The sequence below is a fragment of the Scandinavium hiltneri genome, from assembly GCF_024764835.1.
GTDB classification, from domain to species: Bacteria; Pseudomonadota; Gammaproteobacteria; order Enterobacterales; family Enterobacteriaceae; genus Scandinavium; species Scandinavium hiltneri.
Window position 1 is genome coordinate 187,237 of sequence record NZ_JALIGE010000069.1, and the last position, 19,197, is coordinate 206,433.

At 56.5% G+C, this 19,197-nt stretch carries 17 protein-coding genes; 2 read left to right on the forward strand and 15 right to left on the reverse strand.

Going from position 1 to position 19,197, the window contains the following annotated elements; translation table 11 throughout:
• Positions 1-24: 24 nt before the first annotated feature.
• The 15 genes from MUU47_RS05395 to paaA all read right to left on the reverse strand — a co-directional run bounded on the left by MUU47_RS05395 (position 25) and on the right by paaA (position 14,428).
• The gene (locus tag MUU47_RS05395) at positions 25-819 is read right to left on the reverse strand and encodes a hypothetical protein (RefSeq protein ID WP_258987151.1); all 795 of its coding nucleotides are present in this window, start codon (positions 817-819) and stop codon (positions 25-27) included.
• Between the two features lie 55 nt (positions 820-874).
• Complete coding sequence (locus MUU47_RS05400; RefSeq protein ID WP_258987153.1) at positions 875-2,854, reverse strand: alkyl/aryl-sulfatase; 1,980 nt, start codon at positions 2,852-2,854, stop codon at positions 875-877.
• A 405-nt stretch (positions 2,855-3,259) separates the two neighbouring features.
• Positions 3,260-3,856, reverse strand: a complete 597-nt coding sequence (paaY, locus tag MUU47_RS05405; RefSeq protein ID WP_258987155.1) for a phenylacetic acid degradation protein PaaY — start codon at positions 3,854-3,856, stop codon at positions 3,260-3,262.
• A gap of 11 nt (positions 3,857-3,867) precedes the next feature.
• The gene (gene paaX / locus MUU47_RS05410) at positions 3,868-4,803 is read right to left on the reverse strand and encodes a phenylacetic acid degradation operon negative regulatory protein PaaX (RefSeq protein ID WP_258987156.1); all 936 of its coding nucleotides are present in this window, start codon (positions 4,801-4,803) and stop codon (positions 3,868-3,870) included.
• Between the two features lie 104 nt (positions 4,804-4,907).
• On the reverse strand, positions 4,908-6,221 hold the full coding sequence (gene paaK, locus MUU47_RS05415) for a phenylacetate--CoA ligase PaaK (RefSeq protein ID WP_258987157.1): 1,314 nt from the start codon (positions 6,219-6,221) through the stop codon (positions 4,908-4,910).
• 26 nt (positions 6,222-6,247) lie between these two features.
• Complete coding sequence (gene pcaF / locus MUU47_RS05420; protein ID WP_258987158.1) at positions 6,248-7,453, reverse strand: 3-oxoadipyl-CoA thiolase; 1,206 nt, start codon at positions 7,451-7,453, stop codon at positions 6,248-6,250.
• Positions 7,453-7,878 carry a hydroxyphenylacetyl-CoA thioesterase PaaI gene (gene paaI, locus MUU47_RS05425; protein ID WP_125355051.1) on the reverse strand — a complete coding sequence of 142 codons (426 nt, stop codon included), beginning with the start codon at positions 7,876-7,878 and terminating at the stop codon, positions 7,453-7,455. Before paaI ends, pcaF begins: the two co-directional genes overlap by 1 nt.
• Complete coding sequence (gene paaH / locus MUU47_RS05430; protein WP_258987160.1) at positions 7,868-9,292, reverse strand: 3-hydroxyacyl-CoA dehydrogenase PaaH; 1,425 nt, start codon at positions 9,290-9,292, stop codon at positions 7,868-7,870. The genes paaI and paaH overlap by 11 nt, the downstream gene beginning before the upstream one ends.
• Positions 9,293-9,294: 2 nt before the next feature.
• Positions 9,295-10,083 (reverse strand): 2-(1,2-epoxy-1,2-dihydrophenyl)acetyl-CoA isomerase PaaG, encoded by a 789-nt coding sequence (paaG, locus tag MUU47_RS05435; RefSeq protein ID WP_258987161.1) that lies wholly within the window; start codon positions 10,081-10,083, stop codon positions 9,295-9,297.
• 2 nt (positions 10,084-10,085) lie between these two features.
• Positions 10,086-10,853: a 2,3-dehydroadipyl-CoA hydratase PaaF gene (paaF, locus tag MUU47_RS05440; protein ID WP_258987162.1), complete on the reverse strand. Its 768-nt coding sequence runs from the start codon at positions 10,851-10,853 to the stop codon at positions 10,086-10,088.
• On the reverse strand, positions 10,850-11,920 hold the full coding sequence (gene paaE / locus MUU47_RS05445; protein ID WP_258987165.1) for a 1,2-phenylacetyl-CoA epoxidase subunit PaaE: 1,071 nt from the start codon (positions 11,918-11,920) through the stop codon (positions 10,850-10,852). The genes paaF and paaE overlap by 4 nt, the downstream gene beginning before the upstream one ends.
• Before the next feature lie 7 nt (positions 11,921-11,927).
• Complete coding sequence (gene paaD, locus MUU47_RS05450; protein WP_258987166.1) at positions 11,928-12,425, reverse strand: 1,2-phenylacetyl-CoA epoxidase subunit PaaD; 498 nt, start codon at positions 12,423-12,425, stop codon at positions 11,928-11,930.
• Positions 12,426-12,436: 11 nt separating this feature from the next.
• Complete coding sequence (gene paaC / locus MUU47_RS05455; RefSeq protein WP_258987168.1) at positions 12,437-13,192, reverse strand: 1,2-phenylacetyl-CoA epoxidase subunit PaaC; 756 nt, start codon at positions 13,190-13,192, stop codon at positions 12,437-12,439.
• 7 nt (positions 13,193-13,199) lie between these two features.
• The gene (gene paaB, locus MUU47_RS05460) at positions 13,200-13,487 is read right to left on the reverse strand and encodes a 1,2-phenylacetyl-CoA epoxidase subunit PaaB (RefSeq protein WP_097161024.1); all 288 of its coding nucleotides are present in this window, start codon (positions 13,485-13,487) and stop codon (positions 13,200-13,202) included.
• A gap of 11 nt (positions 13,488-13,498) precedes the next feature.
• Positions 13,499-14,428 (reverse strand): 1,2-phenylacetyl-CoA epoxidase subunit PaaA, encoded by a 930-nt coding sequence (gene paaA, locus MUU47_RS05465; protein WP_258987169.1) that lies wholly within the window; start codon positions 14,426-14,428, stop codon positions 13,499-13,501.
• 287 nt (positions 14,429-14,715) lie between these two features.
• Here paaA and paaZ point away from each other — a divergent pair, with 287 nt between their 5' ends.
• Together paaZ and tynA are read left to right on the forward strand one after the other, a co-directional pair.
• Entirely contained in the window at positions 14,716-16,755 is a 2,040-nt protein-coding gene (gene paaZ / locus MUU47_RS05470) for a phenylacetic acid degradation bifunctional protein PaaZ (protein WP_258987171.1), read from the forward strand.
• A 164-nt stretch (positions 16,756-16,919) separates the two neighbouring features.
• Entirely contained in the window at positions 16,920-19,187 is a 2,268-nt protein-coding gene (gene tynA, locus MUU47_RS05475; protein WP_258987172.1) for a primary-amine oxidase, read from the forward strand.
• The last annotated feature ends 10 nt before the right edge of the window (positions 19,188-19,197 follow it).

Below are 19,197 nucleotides of genomic sequence, written 5' to 3' on the forward strand. Positions count from 1 at the left end.
AACCCTGCCATTCTCCTGGCGAAATTAATTGAGGAATTGCAGATTAAGTCCGGCAAAAATTTGCCAGCGTGGTTGTCCTGGCCCGTGGTCAGCGACTGACCCTTGTGGTTCGATGAAGAAGTTATACACCGTTTTCTGCTGCTTAATCACCTGACCAATACCCAGCCCCATCGGCACACTGTAACTGTCATTCTGGAAGTTATAGACCCAGATAGGTGCTGCACGCAGGTAAGTGCCGCCACCTAACTGATAAAACAAGAATGGCTGGAATGTGCCGAGATTAACGTCACTGCGGTCATCTTCCCCGGCAAAACTATGCTGCCAGGAAGCCAGATAGCCGTACTGGAATTTCTTCGAGCTGGCATCAAACAGCACGTTGACCAGACCCGCTGACCATTTCTCTGTTCCCAGCGCATCATCGGTTGCAGTCGGGGCTGTAATTTGTGGACCAAAACCAAAGCTCACAGCCGGATTACCGGTATCAATCAGCCATGATGCGAAGAGGTTCAGGTCACCCAGACCGGTTTTATGTCCACCATTAGGAGGAGTCGGATAAGTGTTGACCGGAAGTGAACCACGTAATAACCAGTTACTGTCGCCCAGAGCAAACGGCTGTGCATAACGAAACCAGAACTGGTTGGCATCTTTATCTGTGCCGCTGACGTCACCGATGTAATAGTTCTGCATATTAAATGCAGTCATATTCGCCAGTGGGTTGTTCGCCTGGGCTGCATCCGGCGCATGGTCTTCTGCGGCAACAACAGATGCAGAGGCCAGACAAAACAGAGACGACAGAAGTGAGTATGAAAATAAACGCATAACTGTTTTCCTTGAGAAAACCCCCTGCAACGCAGGCCGCCGCAGGGGAATTATTTTATGGTGTGACGATGTTGAACCAGAACTCAAACTTGTCCATATAGCTCAGCATCTCATCCAGCTTCGCACCATTACCCGTGACCTTCACATCACCGTTATCTTCAGCCTGTTTCAGGGTTTCTTCTTTCAGGATGATTTTATTCAGTGTGTCTCGGTTGAGTGTAATAGTCGCGTCCGCATCTTTCGCTTCGGCATTTGCGGTGTGGTTCAGTACCCCGTTTTCCAGCTCCAGCTTGTATTTACCGCCGTCGCTGCCCAAATCGATATTAAATACCGCTTTGGCATTAGCCGCTTTTTCACCGTTGATATGCACCCCGAGGTAATCGAAGAACATTTCCGGCGTCATTGCTTTCACCGTATCCGGGCTGGCCGTATTCGGCGTTGGCAGTTTCTGCACGCCATTACGCAGCTCCTGTGCACCGGTCAGGTAGAAGTTACGCCACGGACCGGATTCAGCCTGATAACCCATCTGTTCAAGCGCATCCGCTTCCAGATTACGTGCCGCCTGGTTATTGGGATCGGCAAAGACAACTTTGCTGACAACCTGTGCGACCCAGCGGAAGTTGCCCTGATCATAATCTTCTTTGGCTTTTTTCAGGATGTTATCCGCACCGCCCATGTAATCGACAAATTTCTTCGCCGCTTCTTCTGGTGGCAGCTCATCCAGGGTTGCCGGGTTGCCATCGAACCAGCCGAGGTAGAACACATAGGTGGCTTTCACGTCATGGCTGACGGAACCGTAATAACCCCGGCTGGCCCAGGTTTTCGCCAGACCATCAGGCAGTTTAAAGTTCGCGGCAATTTCGTCACGCGTCAGGCCGGTATTCGCCATACGTAAGGTCTGGTCGTTGATATAACGATACAGGTCACGCTGGCTCTTCATCAGCTTAACGACGTTCTCGTTACCCCAGGTCGGCCAGTGGTGCTGCGCCATGATAATTTCGGCTTTATCCCCCCAGAGGTTGATGGCATCGTTGATGTATTTCGACCATGCCAGTGGATCGCGAATTTTCGCGCCGCGCAACGAGTAGGTGTTATGGAGAGTATGGGTGACGTCTTCTGCCGCTTCGATGAGTTTTTTCTCTTCGATATACCACAGCATTTCTGATGGGGCTTCAGAACCTGGCGCCATCATGAAATCATAGGTCAGACCGTCAATCGTCTCTTTTTGTCCGGTTTTGGTGATGTAATTTGTCGGGGCAATTAATGTCACTGTCCCTGCAGAAGTGGTCGTACCAAGACCCGCACCAACCTGACCTTTTACGTCTGGTTTCAGCAGGTTACCGTACATGTAGCTGGCACGGCGGCTCATGGCGTTACCCGCCATGACATTCTCGGATACCGCTTCATTCATAAAGCCTGCAGGGGCGTAAATCTTCACCTTACCGGATTTTACGTCAGCTTCATCGACAACACCGCGAACCCCGCCGTAGTGGTCGATATGGCTATGGGTATAAATCACGGCAACAACCGGTTTTTTACCGCGATTTTTGTAATACAGTTCGAGGCCGACTTTCGCGGTTTCGGCTGAAATCAGGGGGTCAACGACGGTAATACCTTCTTTACCCTCGATGATGGTCATGTTTGAGAGATCAAGGTTACGGATCTGATAAACCCCATCCGTTACTTCAAACAAACCACTGATATTGATCAGCTGAGACTGGCGCCACAGGCTCGGGTTGACGCTGTCAGGAGATTTTTCGCCTTCTTTAACAAAGGCGTATTTCTGCGGATCCCAGATAACATTACCTTGCTCACCTTTGATGACATCAGTCGGTAAAGCGGCGATAAACCCTTTATGGGCATTGGTAAAGTCGGTGTTATCAGAAAAAGGAAGCTGATTATAAAGTGCATCATTAGCTTGTTTGGTCGCGGCGGTCGCCTCTTTAGGCGCTTCCTGCGCAAACAAAGGAGTCAGTGCCGTGGAGGTGAGTAACCCTGCCAGGGAAAGGCTTTTAACTATTAGCTTAAGTCTCATCAATGATCCTCTATTTTACATCCTGTCTACCGCTCGCTTTTTACGAACAGTAACCTTAAGAAACCATTGGGTAACATGAATAATGATAGCTTACACATCTAAGCTACCAGTTTTCCAAGTATATCCAAATAGTTACATTTATCCATTTTTGAATACATTTATCAGTGCGTGCAGAATTCAGGGGGGAAGATCTGGGTGATGCATCCTATGTACAGTGGGAGCGAGCAATATCCGTTCTGCCACAAAGCAGGCATTGTAGTGATGTGATGGACGTCCCTCCCACAGTGCAACTCCTGCCACACTTAGGCTGAGAACGCGAGGACCGTTACGTCCGTACCGTTATGAGCGATAATCGGCTGTGGGATATAGGGAGGGATAGAGGATAATTTGCTTTTGTTTTCTGAATTATTTCGCCGATTTCGGGCGCAGATTTTCATCAAAAACTAACCGCTGACGCCCTTCTTCCACTTCGCGCAGCGGCTCCACCTGGTGCATCGTCAGTTTGCAGCGTTCCACCAGCACCTGATATTCCCGGGTGCCACGTTTTTTCCACTCCATTTCATCGGTACTCAGCGCCCGAATAGCCTTTGCCGGACTACCAACAATCAAATAATTTGCAGGCATTTCAGCCTTCGCTTTCACAAATGCCGCCGCGCCGACAATACTGTTTTCGCCGATGACCGCCCCGTCCATAATCACCGCGTTCATTCCGACCAATGCATTACGGCGGATAACGCAGCCGTGCAGAATCGCACTGTGCCCAATATGCCCGTCTTCTTCGACCACGGTGTCCTGCTCCGGGAAGCCGTGCATGACGCAGTTATCCTGAATATTGGCCCCGTCTTTAACCACGATTCGCCCGAAATCGCCGCGAAGGCTGGCATTCGGACCGACGTAAACGCCTTTTCCGAGAATAACGTCGCCAATCAACACTGCCGTGGGATGAACGTAACTCTCTTCGGGCACCACGGGCGTTAAGCCATCAATTTGATAAACCGGCATGGTTACACTCCTTATTTAAGATTCAGACCACCAAAGCGTTGATAAAACGGTGACGCGGGCTGCGGCAACGGGCCGACAGAGGTTTCACCCTTCTCGCTCACCCACGCCAGTGCGCCAGCCGCCACGCTCTGATAAATATTGATGCACAGCTGACGCGCGGCCTGTCCGGCCCAGTGCGCAGGCAACAGTTCTTCAGGCAGCAGCGGGTCCTTGAGGATAACCCGGCGGTAAAGATGAATAGCCAGCAGCTGAATGGCGAAGCAGCGCTCCGGCGTCAGCTCAGCAGGGGCGGCATCCCGCAGCAGCGGCAGCAACGGTCTGAAGGTATTGATGAAATTTTCATACATCTGATTTTGTTCGGTGAGCTGCCAGCACTCTTCCACGCGCGCGCGTAATGCGCTGACGGAGCTCGCCAGCGGAGAACGGGCCTCAAAACAGATGACATTTTCCGCCACACCCGCCTCATGCAGCAGCGCCTGAACGTCCGCCAGTTTTTGCGACGGCGACGCCATCAGGCTCGGGGCCAGCGTGCCGAAGCCCTGCCAAATCAGCTGTTTTTTCACATCGGTGAGCGTGTTTTTATCCAGCCCCTCCGACAGCAACAGCAACCAGGTGCCGTCCCACGTGGGTGGTTCAGCGCGGTAAATTTTGCTCTCGGCACGTCGGGTCAGACGCAGCCCTTTGTCGCTCAGACGGTAAAAACTGCGCCGCCCGATACGCGAAACGTCCAGCCAGCCCTCTTTATTGAGTCGGAATAACGAGGTGCGAACAAAGCGATCGCCAAAACCAAGGCCTTCCAGCAGCGCCGTCAGGCTCCCAAGCCAGATTTCGCCGCCACGATGGGATAACGCATCCCCATAAAGGGAGGAGATTAAAGAGGTTCCGCTGACTGGCACGGCCGCGACAGCCTGCTGGATAAAGAGATCAAGTTTACTCATCTGATTCATTCTGTTGTGATTTTTGTCCTGGCTGAATCATAGCACAGATTATTTTACCCTCACCCCGACCAGAACGGTTGCCCGGTAAGCTTGCGCCACCGGGCACGCAATACTTAACCGTTCGCCGCCAGTGTACGCAGATCAAACACGCGACACGCTTTGCCTTCGGAGCGCGGAATAGTGCCGCAGTTGACGATGGTCACGTCGGTAGAAATCCCGACCATCGATTTGATGCGATGGCGTAGCTGATGACACACCTGACAGCGCTGCTCATGCGACAGCGTCAGGCTGCTCTCTTTCAACTCGACTTTGATCGACAGCGAATCCAGATGCCCGCGACGATTCACTTCCAGCTGATAGTGCGGCGACAAATGCTCAAACTTAACGATTTCCTCTTCCAGCTGTGACGGGAAGACGTTTACGCCACGAATGATCAGCATATCGTCGCTGCGCCCGCTGATGCGGTCCATCCGGCGCATCGTACGCGCGGTGCCCGGCAGCAGTCGGGTCAGGTCCCGGGTGCGATAGCGAATAACCGGCAGCGCTTCTTTAGTCAGCGTGGTGAACAGCAGTTCGCCCTGCTGACCGTCGTCCAGCGGCGTGCCATCGATCGGGTTAACAATTTCCGGGTAGAAATGATCTTCCCAGATGGTCGGGCCATCGGCGGTTTCCAGACACTCCATCGCCACGCCCGGCCCCATGACTTCGGACAGGCCGTAAATATCCAGCGCGGAAATCCCCAGACGTCGTTCAATCTCTTTGCGCATCGCCATGGTCCACGGCTCTGCGCCAAACACGCCAACGCGCAGGCTGCATGTGCTGGCATCACCGCCCATCTGGCGCTCCAGTTCTTCAATCAGATTGAGACAGTAGGACGGCGTGACCATGATCATGTCAGGCTTGAAATCACGGATAAGCTGCGCCTGTTTTTCGGTTTGACCGCCGGACATCGGGATAACCGTCGCGCCCAGACGTTCTGCGCCGTAGTGTGCCCCCAGCCCGCCGGTAAACAGGCCGTAGCCATACGCCACGTGAATTTTGTCTTTCGCGCTGCCACCTGCCGCACGCAAAGAGCGGGCAACCAGATTGGCCCAGGTATCAATATCGTTCTGGGTATAACCGACGACCGTCGGTTTACCGGTGGTACCAGACGAGGCGTGAATACGCACCACCTGTTCCATCGGCACAGCAAATGTGTCGAACGGATAGTTATCGCGTAAATCCTGTTTAGTGGTGCACGGGAATTTACGGATATCGCTTAAGCTTTTGAAATCGTCAGGGTGAACACCCGCCGCATCAAATTTACGGCGGTACATCGGCACATTGTCGTATGCATGTTTCAGCGTCCATTTCAGGCGTTGGGTCTGTAAAGCCTGCAGTTCGTCAACGGATGCGGTTTCAATCGATTCTAATTTTGTCGTTGTCATTGTAGGGTACTCGCAGGTTAATCAGCTCACACGCGCTCCAGGATCATGGCAATGCCCTGACCCACACCGATACACATCGTGCACAGGGCGTAACGCCCTCCGCGACGGTGCAGTTCATTGCTGGCGGCCAGCGCCAGTCGGGCACCGCTCATACCCAACGGATGGCCTAATGCGATGGCGCCACCGTTGGGATTGACATGCGGGGCATCGTCCGGAAGCCCCAACTGTCTCATGACACCGAGCGCCTGGGCGGCGAACGCCTCATTCAGCTCGATGACGTCCATATCGTTGATACAGAGCCCCGCACGCTCCAGCACTTTGCGGGTAGCAGGCACCGGGCCAAGGCCCATCAGACGCGGCTCGACGCCAGCGGTGGCCATCGCCACAATGCGCGCGCGTGGCGTTAAACCCTGAAGTGCGGCCATTTCCGCGCTGGCGATAATCAGCGCCGCCGCCCCGTCATTAACCCCTGAGGCGTTACCGGCGGTGATCACGCCATTCGCGCGGAACGGCGTTTTCAGTGCGGCGAGCTGTTCGAGCGTTGTTTCCGCGCGCGGATGCTCATCCTGCGTCACTTCGGTCACCGCACCCTTTTTGCCCTTCACGCTCACCGGCACAATTTCTTCGGCCAGAATGCCATTTTGCTGGGCAATTGCAGTGCGCTGCTGGCTGCGCCAGGCGAACGCATCCTGATCGGCGCGGCTTATTTTTAACAATTCAGCTACATTCTCTGCCGTTTCGGGCATGCTGTCAGTACCAAAATGCTGCTGCATGAGCGGGTTCACAAAACGCCAGCCGATTGTCGTGTCGAACATTTCAGCCTGACGCTGGAACGGCGTCGTGGCTTTGCCCATCACAAACGGCGCACGAGACATGGATTCCACGCCGCCTGCAATCAGTAAATCCGCATCGCCGGAACGGATAGCGCGGGCAGCAAAGCCAATCGCATCCAGCCCTGAACCGCATAAACGGTTGATGGTGGTGCCGGATACCGTCTGCGGCAGGCCCGCCAGTAGCGATGCCATGCGTGCCACGTTGCGGTTATCTTCCCCCGCCTGGTTGGCACAGCCGAAAATCACATCGTCAATACGTTCAGCATCCAGCTGCGGATGCCTGTCGAGCAGCGCCCGCAGCGGCACCGCGCCTAAATCGTCGGCGCGAATACCGGACAGTCCACCGCCATAACGCCCCACCGGCGTTCTCACTCCGTCACAGATAAATGCATCACGCATCAGGCTTCTCCCGTTACGCTGCCGCCAATGCGGTGTGATTTACCGCGAAACAGGGCCACAGCTTTTTGTTGTTGGTTAACAATTTCAATGTCATACACGCCGGTCAATTTGCCCTGATGCATCACTCGCGCGGTGGCGGTGAGTTTGTCTCCGGCAAAGCCCGGGCGCAGAAAGTCGATGTTGCAGCCCGATGCTACTGCCGCCAGCCCCTGGCTATTGCAGGCGTAGGCAAATGCGGTATCCGCCAGCGAAAAGAGCTGTCCGCCGTGGCAGGTTTGATGGCCGTTGAGCATGTTGGCGGTAACGGTCATGGTCAGCACCGCGAAACCTTCACCCATCTCGATAATGTCGATCCCCAGCGCCTGGGCGCAGGTGTCGCGTTCATACATCACGCGAGCGTTATGCCAGGCGTCGTTATGACTCATAGCTACTCTCCAGAAGCGCACGCTGGCGCAGCAGGGAACAGGGGCGATAGCGTTCTTCGCCGTAATGACGTTGCAGGTTTTCCAGCAGCGCCAGCACGCGCTGCCAGCCGAGCTGTTCGCCCCACTGGAGCGGACCGCGCGGATAATTCACGCCCAGGCGCATGGCGGTATTGATATCCTCTTCGCTGGCGACGCCTTTTTGCAGCGCGTCCAACGCTTCGTTGACCAGCATCGCCACGGTGCGCCACACCAGCAGCCCCGGATAATCGGCGACCAGCAGCACTTTTTTGCCCTGCTGCTGCAACCAGTGAATGGCTTTCTCTGTCGACTCCAGCCGGTTGCCCGGTGCGGCAGCTATCACCACCACCGCGCCTTCGCTGCGGTCCATCATCACCACCGGCTGGTGAGTGCGTGTGGCCGCGGCCTGAGCAGTTTCACCCGTAGTTTCTATCAGCAGCACCCCATCAAGAGTGACAACGTCACGTTCTTTTTGCACACTGGATGCCTGACGATGCGCAGGCACAGCCGGATAAAACGCAGGCTCGCTGGCCCCTTGCGGCCAGGGGTAAACGCCCTGCCCACTTTTTTTACCGTAGCGTCCCGCCAGCACCAGCTCCTGCTGCACCAGTGACGGCAGAAAACGGCGTTCCTGCCAGAAGGCGTTAAACACCGAACAGGTCACGGCGAAATTCACGTCCTGACCAATTAAATCTGTCAGCGCCAGCGGCCCCATCGGGAAACCGCCCGCTTCACGCAGCGCGGTATCAATCGCTTCCGGGGCGGCAACCTGCTCTTCCAGCGCGCGCCAGGCTTCGGCATAGAACGGACGCGCCACGCGGTTGACGATAAAGCCCGGCGTGGAGTGGCACTGCACCGGCTGTTTGCCCCAGGCCAGCACGCACTGGCTCAGTTGGGTAGCCACTTCAGTGGACGTCGCCACACCGCTCACCACCTCCACCAGTTTCATTACCGGCGCCGGGTTGAAGAAATGCAGCCCCGCCACGCGCTCCGGGTGCTTCACACCTGCCGCAATGGCGGTAATCGAAATGGATGAAGTGTTGCTTGTCAGCAACGTTTGCGGCGGGCAAATTTCACCCAGCTGCGAAAACAGCGCTTTTTTGACGTCGAGATTTTCAGCGGCCGCTTCAATCACTAAATCGGCAGCAGCGAGGGCGGCGAGGTCAGTCACCGGCACAATGCGCGCCAGACCACGCTCGCAGTCCTCAGCGCTGAGTTTTCCGCGCGCAACCCGGGATTCCAGACGCTGACGCAGCGCATCGATAGCGCGAGTCATGGCGTCGGCAGAGATGTCATACAACAGCACCTGCTGCCCGGCCATCGCCGCCACTTCCGCAATACCCGCGCCCATGGTGCCGCTGCCAATGACCGCCACGGTTCGAATCTGTTGGCTCATGGTCATTTCCCGCTGAACTGTGGTTGACGTTTGGCGAGGAAGGCGCTGACGCCTTCGCGGTAATCCGCGCTGCGCCCCGCCATGCGCTGGTAGTCACGCTCGAGGTCGAGCTGTGCGTCCAGGCCGTTGGTTTCCGCCGCGTTGATTGCCTGTTTGATAAGCCCGAGGCCATATGTCGGCTGCGTGGCAAAGTGGTGCGCCAGCTGATTGGCGGTGTCACTGAGCTGCGCGTCATCCACCACTTGCCAGATCATGCCCCACTGCTGAGCCTGTTCGGCGCTGAGTTTGTCTCCCAGCAGCGCCAGGCCCATGGCCCGTGCACGCCCCGCGACTCGCGGTAAAACCCAGGTGCCGCCACAGTCCGGAATCAGACCCAGCCTGCTGAACGCCATCACGAAATTCGCCGAACGCGCAGCAATCACAATGTCGCAGCCAAGCGCCAGCGTCGCACCCGCGCCTGCCGCCACGCCGTTTACCGCACAGATAACCGGTTTCGGCAGCGTTGCCAGACGGCGAACCAGCGGGTTCCAGAACGTTTCTACCGAGTAACCGAGATCCGGCGGCGGACCGCTCGGGTCAACGTTGCGGTCGTTCAGATCCTGTCCGGCGCAGAATCCGCGTCCGGCACCGGTGATGACCAGGCAGCGAATCGTTTCATCGCGTTCGGCCTGCTTCAGGCACTCGGCGAGCTGCCCGTGCATCACCTCGTTAAAGCTGTTCAGTCGATCCGGACGATTCAGCGTTAGCGTCATCACCCCATGCTCAACGTGACTGAGAATAAAAGCGTCCATCGTTAGCGTCCTTTGAATTCGGGTTGGCGTTTGGCAAGAAACGCAGCGATACCTTCGCGACGATCGTCGGTGGCGCTGAGCAGCGTAAACAGCTGGCGCTCCTGCGCGAGTCCGGCACCGAGCATCACTTCCTGCGACTGACGAAGCGCCTGCTTCGCAGCCTGCAACGCCAGCGGGGAGTGTTTCGCCATCACAGCCGCCAGGCTGATGGCATATTCCGTGGTCAGGCCAACGGGGTAAATCTCACTCACCAGCCCCGCCTGCTGCGCGCACTGAGCATCAATGCTACGTCCGGTAAGCACCATTTGTGTTGCCAGTGATTTGCCCACGCAGCGGATCAGACGCTGTGTGCCACCTGCCCCCGGCATCAGGCCAAGAGTGATTTCCGGCAGACCAAACGTGGCGTTGTCGCCCGCCACCACCACATCACACAGCAGCGCCAGTTCACAGCCTGCGCCCAGCGCGTAACCGTTCACGGCGGCAATCAGCGGTTTGCTGAAGGCATCGATGCGCGCCCAAATGCGTGGCCGAATATCGTTCAGGGTCGCGGCTAAATCCTTTTCCGCCATCTCCTGTAAATCAGCCCCGGCGGCAAACACGCGGTCGCTGCCGGTGATGATGACCGCGCCTACGCTGCTGTCCTGCTGAGCAGATTCCAGCGCGTCGGCAATTTGGGTCAATAACCCGTTGTTCAGGGCGTTGCGTGCCTGCGGACGGTTGAGCGTCAGCTGCAATACGCGGTCGTGGCGGCTAATCAGTAATTCGCTCATGCCATCCCCTTCGCATCAAAATCGACGATCACGTCGGCAGTGAGCGGCAGCGACTGGCAGCTCAGAACATATCCTGCCGCCAGTTCATCCGGCTCGAGGCTGTAGTTGGTTGCCATCGACACCTCGCCGCGCAGCACTTTGCATTTGCAGGTGGCACACACCCCGCCTTTGCAGGCGTAAGGTAAGTCCGCGCCCTGGCGCAGGGCGGCGTCGAGAATGCTTTCGTCATCAGCGGAAAGGACTATCGCGCGGTCACGACCATCCTGACGCAGTGTGACTGTCTGACCGTCGGCCTGCACGCTTGATGCGTGGCGCACGGTGCTGCCCGGCGTATTGAAGCGCTCAAGATGAATCGCATGTTGCGGCATCCCAAGCGCTACAAGCGCAGTTTCAGCGTCGTCCATCATCGCCGCCGGGCCGCAGATGAAGGCCTCATCAAACTGGCTGAAATTGAGCAGCGAGCGGGAAAGCGCATGCAATTTTTCACCGTCGATACGGCCATGCAGCAACGCACTGTCGAGCGTTTCCTGACTGAAAATACTCAGCAATTGCAGGCGCGTCGGGTACGTGTCTTTCAGGTCGGCCAGCTGCTGGCGGAACATCATGCTCTGGCTGCTGCGGTTGCCATAAATTACGGTGAACGCGCTGTCCGGCTCGGCCTGTAATGTGGTTTCCACAATCGCCAGCATCGGGGTTATCCCGGAGCCTGCGGCGATCGCCAGATAGTGTCCGCTGCGCTCAGGCTGCGGCTGATAGCCGAAATTACCCTGGGGGATCATCACCTCGAGGGTCATTCCGGCTTTGATTTCATCCCTGGCATAGCGTGAGAAGCGCCCGCCTTCGATGGCCTTCACCGCCACGCTGATTTCGCCCGGCACGGCACGGCGACAAATCGAATAACAGCGACGGAGTTCTTCGCCTGCCAGTTTTGCCTTCAGGGTCAGATGCTGACCAGGGCGAAACGCGTAGGCGGTTTGCAGCGTTTGCGGTACGGCGAACGTAATGGTCACCGCCTCGCGGGTTTCCGGCTCGACCTTTGCCACCGTAAGCGAATGAAACGTCGTCATGGCAACCTCAAATACATTTAAAGTAATCAAAGGGTTCCCGGCAGCTGTCACAGCGGTATAACGCTTTGCAGGCCGTGGAACCGAATTCACTGATCATCGACGTGTGGGTGCTGCCGCAGCGCGGACAGGCCACATCCGTCGGCATTCCTGCGTGGCAGGCATGGGCCTGTGGCGGGCTGATGCCGTACTGACGCAGGCGCTCACGGGCATCCGGCGTCATCCAGTCCGTGGTCCACGGCGGGTCAAGCTGCAGGACGATATGCACCGGCGTGTAGCCATGCGCGCTCATCGCGGTGCGGATCTCACCGAGCAGATGCTCCGTTGCCGGGCAGCCAGAATAGGTTGGCGTAAAGCCCACCACCCAGCCGTCGCCCTGCGCCGTCACGCTGCGCACCATCCCGAGATCGGTGATAGTCAGCACCGGCACTTCCGGGTCTGAAATCTGACTTAACAGCGTCCAAATTTCGTGGACTTCAGCGGGAGCAATACTGGCGAGACGTTGCATAGCGACCTCCGTTACCACTGCTGACCGGGATACGAACGCTGCAGATACTGCATTTCTGCCAGCATCGGCCCCAGATGTTCGGTGTGCAGCCCCTGTTTGCCGCCGGTGCGGTACGGCGGCTCTGGTGGCACCTTGAGTTCTGCGGCGGCCAGTACGCTGGAAATTTCCGCCAGCCAGCCGGCTTTCAGCTCACGTGGATCGACGGCGACTCCTTCGGCAATCAGCGCTTCTTCCAGTGCATCGACCTGGAAAAGTTCTGCGGTAAAGCGCCACAGATTGTCGATAGCGGCCTGCATCCGTGCGCTCGAAAGCTCGGTCCCGCCGCCCAGACGTTCAACCCAACCACGGCTGAAGCGCAGGTGATAACGCGCTTCTTTGATGGCTTTGGCGGCAATGGCGGCAATCTGAGCGTCTTTGCTGCTCGTAAGACGACTGAACAACGCCACGTGCCAGGCATCAATAAACAGCTGGCGCGCCAGGGTGTCAGCAAAATTACCGTTCGGCTGTTCCACCAGCAGAATGTTGCAGAACTGGCGTTCGTCGCGGCCAAACGCCAGCGTGTCTTCATCGCCTGCGCCCTGACGTTCAGCAGCGTAGGTCAGGAAATTGCGCGCCTGCCCCATAAGGTCGAGGCCGATATTGGCCAGCGCCAGATCGATTTCCAGCTCCGGGGCGTGACCGCACCAGGCCGAAAGGCGCTGAGAAAGCACCAGACAGTTGTCGCCGAGACGCAATGCGTAAGTCGCGATAGGATCGTGATTCTTCATGACTGCCTCACATGTGCTCGATGCCGTCAGGCAGGGTGTAGAACGTCGGGTGGCGATAGATTTTGCTCTCCGCCGGGTCGAAAAATTCGCCGCGTTCTTCCGGCTGTGAGGCCACGATTTCGCTCGCTTTTACCACCCAGATTGAACAACCTTCGCTGCGGCGGGTGTAGGCGTCACGGGCATTTTCCAGCGCCATGCGATCGTCGGCGGCGTGCAGACTGCCCACGTGACGGTGCGATAAACCCTGTTTGCTGCGAACGAACACTTCATATAACGGCCAGTAGACATTGCTCATTATTGTTCTCCTTACGCCACGTTGCGGGCCTGCTGTTTTTCGGCATGCGCCAGCGCGGCTTCCCGCACCCAGGCGCCCTCTTCCCAGGCTTTACGCTTGGCGGCCAGACGTTCGTGGTTGCAAATACCACGCCCGTTAATCACGTCATTAAATTCATTCCAGTCGATAGCGCCGAAGCGGTACTCACCGGTGGTTTCGTCGAGCTTTAGGTCCGGGTCCGGTACGGTCATGCCCAACATTTCCACCTGCGGAACGGTGTTGTCGACAAAGCGCTGACGCAGTTCATCATTACCGAAGCGTTTGATTTTCCACGCGAGGCTCTGGGCGCTGTTCGGCGAGCTGTCATCGTTCGGTCCGAACATCATCAGCGCAGGCCACCAGAAGCGGTTGATTGCGTCCTGCAACATCGCGCGCTGCTCTTCGCTGCCGTTCGCCAGCGCCATGCAGGCTTCGAATCCTTGACGCTGATGAAAACTCTCTTCCTTACAGATTTTCACCATTGCACGGGCATAGGGTCCGTAAGATGTGCGACACAGCGCCACCTGATTGACGATCGCGGCCCCGTCGACCAGCCAGCCAATCACGCCGATATCGGCCCAGTTCAGCGTCGGGTAATTAAAGATGGAGGAATACTTCATTCGTCCGTCGAGCATCTTCTGATAGATGTCTTCGCGGGCGCAGCCGAGGGTTTCCGCCGCGCTGTAGAGATAAAGGCCGTGCCCGGCTTCGTCCTGCACTTTCGCCAGCAGAATGGCTTTGCGGCGCAGCGTCGGCGCGCGGGTTATCCAGTTACTTTCCGGCAGCATGCCAACAATCTCAGAGTGCGCGTGTTGCCCAATCTGGCGGATCAGGGTTTTGCGGTACGCCTCGGGCATCCAGTCCTGCGGCTCAATGGCCGTCTCTTCGGCGATGCGCGCTTCAAAGCGTTGTTCTTCAGTCACATTGTCACCTTTATGATTCCAGTTTGATTCACGACAAGCCATCTTGTGAATCATATTGTCTATGTGAAGTTACATAAAGGTTAACTAAAACCCCAAGAATGGTTTGTGTATTCTGTGATGCCCATCGCAGAGTAAATAAACATATCGTTAAATAACAAATGAATAACAAACACCACAATGAAGACAAAGATCGCATTGTTAATAAATTATTAAAATCAGCATTGATTTTTATGATTCATAATCAAACTATGTATGGCGAAACGACGTAACATTTACGGAGAAACACAATGCAGCAGTTAACCAGTTTCTTATCCGGCAGCTGGCAGTCAGGCCGGGGCCGGGCGCGGACAATCCATCATGCGATTACCGGCGAACCACTTTGGGAAGTGACCAGCGAAGGGCTGGATCTGGCGCAGGCGCGCCGTTACGCCATTGAGAATGGTGGTGAAGCGCTCAGTAAAATGACGTTTGTTGAACGTGCCGCCATGCTGAAAGCGGTGGCAAAACATTTGCTGGAGCAAAAAGAGGTGTTCTATGCCCTTTCCGCACAAACCGGAGCAACCCGGGCTGATAGCTGGGTGGATATCGAAGGCGGAATTGGCACGCTGTTTACCTACGCGGGACTCGGCGCACGCGAACTGCCTGATGACGTGTTATGGCCGGAAGATGAACTGATTCCGCTGTCGAAAAATGGCGGTTTCGCCGCTCGCCATGTGCTGACGGCAAAATCAGGCGTTGCGGTGCACATTAACGCGTTCAACTTCCCGTGTTGGGGAATGCTGGAAAAACTGGCCCCAACGTGGCTCGCCGGGATGCCCGCCATCATCAAACCCGCCACCGCCAGCGCGCAGGTGACGCAGGCGATGGTCAAATCCATTGTCGATAGCGGTTTAGTACCGGACGGCGCGATCGGCCTGATTTGTGGCGGCGCGGGCGACCTGCTCGACCACCTCGATTTCCAGGACGTGGTGACCTTCACCGGCTCGGCACAAACCGGGCAGTCGCTGCGTATTCATCCGAACATCGTTAAAAACTCAATTCCGTTCACCATGGAAGCCGACTCGCTGAACTGCTGCGTGCTGGGTGAAGACGTCACGCCAGAGCAGCCGGAATTCGCGCTATTCATTCGCGAAGTGGTGCGTGAGATGACCGCCAAAGCGGGACAAAAATGTACCGCAATTCGCCGCATTATCGTGCCACAGGCGCAGATTCAGGCGGTGAGTGACGCGCTGGTAGCCCGTTTGCAGGGCGTTAAAATGGGCGACCCGGCCGTAGAAGGTGTGAAAATGGGATCGCTGGTCAATGCCGATCAGCGCACCGACGTGCAGGAAAAAGTCGATGCGCTGGTAGCCGCTGGCTGTGAAGTGCGTCTGGGCGGCAAAGCGGATATGCAGGCGGCAGGCGCGTTCTTCCCGCCGACACTGTTGTTCTGTCCGCATCCGGACGAAAGCCCGGCGGTTCACGCCATTGAAGCCTTTGGCCCAGTCGCCACGCTGATGCCGTATCAGACCCGCGCCCAAAGTCTGGCGCTGGCCCGCGCCGGTCAAGGCAGTCTGGCAGGCACGCTGGTCACGGCGGATCCGGCGATTGCCCGCGAGTTTATTCTCGGTGCCGCCCGCGCCCACGGACGTATTCAAATTCTCAACGAAGAGTCGTCGAAAGAATCTACCGGGCACGGTTCCCCACTGCCGCAGCTGCTGCACGGCGGCCCAGGCCGCGCGGGCGGTGGCGAAGAGCTGGGCGGTCTGCGCGCCGTGAAGCACTATCTGCAACGCACCGCCGTTCAGGGCAGCCCGACGATGCTGGCGAGCGTCAGCCAGCAATGGGTTCGCGGCGCGCAGGTGCAGGAAGACCGCGTTCATCCGTTCCGTAAATATTTTGAAGAATTGCAGCCTGGCGACAGCCTGTTGACCCCGCGCCGTACCCTGACCGAAACGGATATCGTCAATTTTGCCTGCCTGAGCGGCGATCATTTCTACGCGCATATGGACAAAATCGGCGCCGCAGAATCCATGTTTGGCGAACGCGTGGTGCACGGTTATTTCGTCATTTCTGCTGCCGCAGGTCTGTTTGTCGATGCGGGCGTCGGCCCGGTTATCGCCAACTACGGCATGGAAAACCTGCGCTTTATCGAACCGGTGAAACCGGGCGATACCCTCCAGGTGCGCTTAACCGTGAAGCGTAAAACCGTTAAGCGCCAGAAAACGGCAGACGATAAACCAACCGGCGTGGTGGAATGGGCGGTGGACGTGTTTAACCAGCATCAGCAGCCGGTTGCGCTCTATTCGATCCTGACGCTGGTGGCTCGTCAGCAAGGCGATTTCTAACCTTTCTGTTGCCCGGTGGCGCGTCGCTCACCGGGCAACAGTTCAATTCCCTAATCTGGCAAATCTGACAAAACACCTGGCAGGTGCAGGCAAACATCGTGCGTCTGCTCGCTGTTAGGGTGAGCGTGTCGTGACTCTAAGAACATAACTATACGAGGTTAACAATGGGAAGCTTTTCTCCTTTTTCCGCCCGTAAAACGGCATTGGCCCTTGCGGTCGCCCTGATGTGCAGTTGGCAAGCCCCTGTTTTCGCACACGGTGGCGAAGCCCATATGGTTCCGATGGACAAGACGCTACAGGATTTCGGCGCCGACGTGCAGTGGGATGATTACGCCCAGATGTTCACCATTGCCAAAGACGGCGCATTTGTGAAGGTGAAACCGGGTGCAAAAACCGCCATCGTCAACGGCAAAACCCTGGCGCTGCAGGTGCCGGTGGTGATGAAAGATAACAAAGCCTGGATTTCGGATACCTTTATCAACGACGTGTTCCAGTCCGGTCTGGATCAAACTTTCCAGGTCGAGAAGCGCCCACACCCGCTGAATGCACTGACCGCCAACGAAATCAAAGAAGCGGTTGAGATTGTCAAAGCCTCACCGGATTTCAAACCGAATACGCGCTTTACGCAGATTGCCCTCGCTGAGCCGGAAAAAGCGAAAGTCTGGAATTTCGTCATGAGCGGCACCGCAGTCGATGAAGATCGTCTGGCGAACGTGACGATGCTCGACGGCAAACACGTGATTGAAAGCCAGGTCGATTTAAAGAATAAAAAAGTGCTGCACTGGGCGCCAATCAAGGATGCGCACGGTATGGTACTGCTGGACGATTTCTCCTCCGTGCAGAACATTATCAACGCCAGCAAAGAATTTGCTGACGTGCTGAAAAAACACGGCATTACTGACCCGACCAAAGTTATCACCACCCCACTGACTGTCGGCTATTTTGACGGCAAAGACGGCCTGAAGCAGGAAGATCGTCTGCTAAAAGTGGTGAGTTATCTGGACGTCGGCGACGGCAACTACTGGGCGCACCCGATTGAAAACCTGGTGGCGGTTGTCGACCTTGAGCAGAAGAAAATCATTAAGATTGAAGAAGGCCCGGTTATTCCTGTGCCGATGGCGCCGCGTCCGTATGACGGTCGTGACCGTGTGGCGAAAGAGATGAAACCGCTGGATATCATCGAGCCGGAAGGCAAAAACTACACCATCACCGGCGATATGGTTCACTGGCAGAACTGGGATTTCCACCTGCGTCTGGATTCTCGCGTAGGGCCGATTCTGTCGACCGTGACCTATAACGACAACGGCACGAAACGCAAAATCATGTACGAAGGCTCGCTCGGCGGGATGATCGTCCCTTACGGCGATCCGGACGTGGGCTGGTACTTTAAAGCGTATCTGGACTCCGGAGATTACGGCATGGGTACTCTGACCTCGCCTATCGCCCGCGGTAAAGATGCACCGTCGAACGCCGTGCTGCTGGATGAAACCATCGCCGATTATACCGGTGCACCAATGAACATTCCGCACGCGATCGCCGTCTTCGAACGCTACGCCGGGCCGGAATATAAGCATCAGGAAATGGGTCAGCCGAACGTCAGCACCGAACGCCGTGAGCTGGTTATCCGCTGGATAAGCACGGTCGGCAACTACGACTACATCTTTGACTGGGTGTTCCACGAAAACGGCACTATTGGCATTGATGCCGGTGCGACGGGCATCGAAGCGGTGAAAGGCGTGCAGTCCAAAACCATGCACGACGCGACTGCCAAAGCTGACACCAAATACGGCACGCTTATCGACCACAATATCGTCGGCACCACTCACCAGCATATTTATAACTTCCGTCTCGACCTGGATGTGGATGGCGAAAACAACCGCCTGGTGGCGATGGACCCGGATGTGAAGCCAAACACCGCCGGTGGCCCGCGGACCAGTACTATGCAGATTGACCAGCATACGATCGACACCGAGCAAGAGGCTGCACAGAAATTTGATCCGGGCACCATTCGCTTGTTGAGCAACACCAGCAAAGAGAACCGTATGGGCAATCCGGTTTCGTACCAGATAATCCCGTACGCCGGTGGCACTCATCCGGTGGCGACCGGGGCGAAATTCGCACCTGACGAGTGGATTTATCACCGCCTGAGCTTTATGGATAAACAGCTGTGGGTGACCCGCTACAAGCCTGATGAACGTTATCCGGAAGGCAAATATCCTAACCGCTCCACCCATGACACCGGTCTTGGTCAGTACACCAAAGACAATGAATCGGTGGATAACCAGGATGACGTGGTGTGGATTACGACTGGCACCACGCACGTGGCCCGCGCCGAAGAGTGGCCGATTATGCCAACCGAATGGGTTCACGCGCTGCTGAAACCGTGGAACTTCTTCAATGAAACGCCGACGCTTGGCGAACAGAAGAAGTAAATAAGAGGGG

Excerpts from the sequence above, each read along its gene's own strand:
- MUU47_RS05395 (WP_258987151.1), bottom strand. The coding sequence starts at position 819 with ATGCGTTTATTTTCATACTCACTTCTGTCGTCTCTGTTTTGTCTGGCC.
- MUU47_RS05400 (WP_258987153.1), bottom strand. The coding sequence starts at position 2,854 with ATGAGACTTAAGCTAATAGTTAAAAGCCTTTCCCTGGCAGGGTTACTC.
- paaY (WP_258987155.1), bottom strand. The coding sequence starts at position 3,856 with ATGCCGGTTTATCAAATTGATGGCTTAACGCCCGTGGTGCCCGAAGAG.
- paaX (WP_258987156.1), bottom strand. The coding sequence starts at position 4,803 with ATGAATCAGATGAGTAAACTTGATCTCTTTATCCAGCAGGCTGTCGCG.
- paaK (WP_258987157.1), bottom strand. The coding sequence starts at position 6,221 with ATGACAACGACAAAATTAGAATCGATTGAAACCGCATCCGTTGACGAA.
- pcaF (WP_258987158.1), bottom strand. The coding sequence starts at position 7,453 with ATGCGTGATGCATTTATCTGTGACGGAGTGAGAACGCCGGTGGGGCGT.
- paaI (WP_125355051.1), bottom strand. The coding sequence starts at position 7,878 with ATGAGTCATAACGACGCCTGGCATAACGCTCGCGTGATGTATGAACGC.
- paaH (WP_258987160.1), bottom strand. The coding sequence starts at position 9,292 with ATGAGCCAACAGATTCGAACCGTGGCGGTCATTGGCAGCGGCACCATG.
- paaG (WP_258987161.1), bottom strand. The coding sequence starts at position 10,083 with ATGGACGCTTTTATTCTCAGTCACGTTGAGCATGGGGTGATGACGCTA.
- paaF (WP_258987162.1), bottom strand. The coding sequence starts at position 10,853 with ATGAGCGAATTACTGATTAGCCGCCACGACCGCGTATTGCAGCTGACG.
- paaE (WP_258987165.1), bottom strand. The coding sequence starts at position 11,920 with ATGACGACGTTTCATTCGCTTACGGTGGCAAAGGTCGAGCCGGAAACC.
- paaD (WP_258987166.1), bottom strand. The coding sequence starts at position 12,425 with ATGCAACGTCTCGCCAGTATTGCTCCCGCTGAAGTCCACGAAATTTGG.
- paaC (WP_258987168.1), bottom strand. The coding sequence starts at position 13,192 with ATGAAGAATCACGATCCTATCGCGACTTACGCATTGCGTCTCGGCGAC.
- paaB (WP_097161024.1), bottom strand. The coding sequence starts at position 13,487 with ATGAGCAATGTCTACTGGCCGTTATATGAAGTGTTCGTTCGCAGCAAA.
- paaZ (WP_258987171.1), top strand. The coding sequence starts at position 14,716 with ATGCAGCAGTTAACCAGTTTCTTATCCGGCAGCTGGCAGTCAGGCCGG.
- tynA (WP_258987172.1), top strand. The coding sequence starts at position 16,920 with ATGGGAAGCTTTTCTCCTTTTTCCGCCCGTAAAACGGCATTGGCCCTT.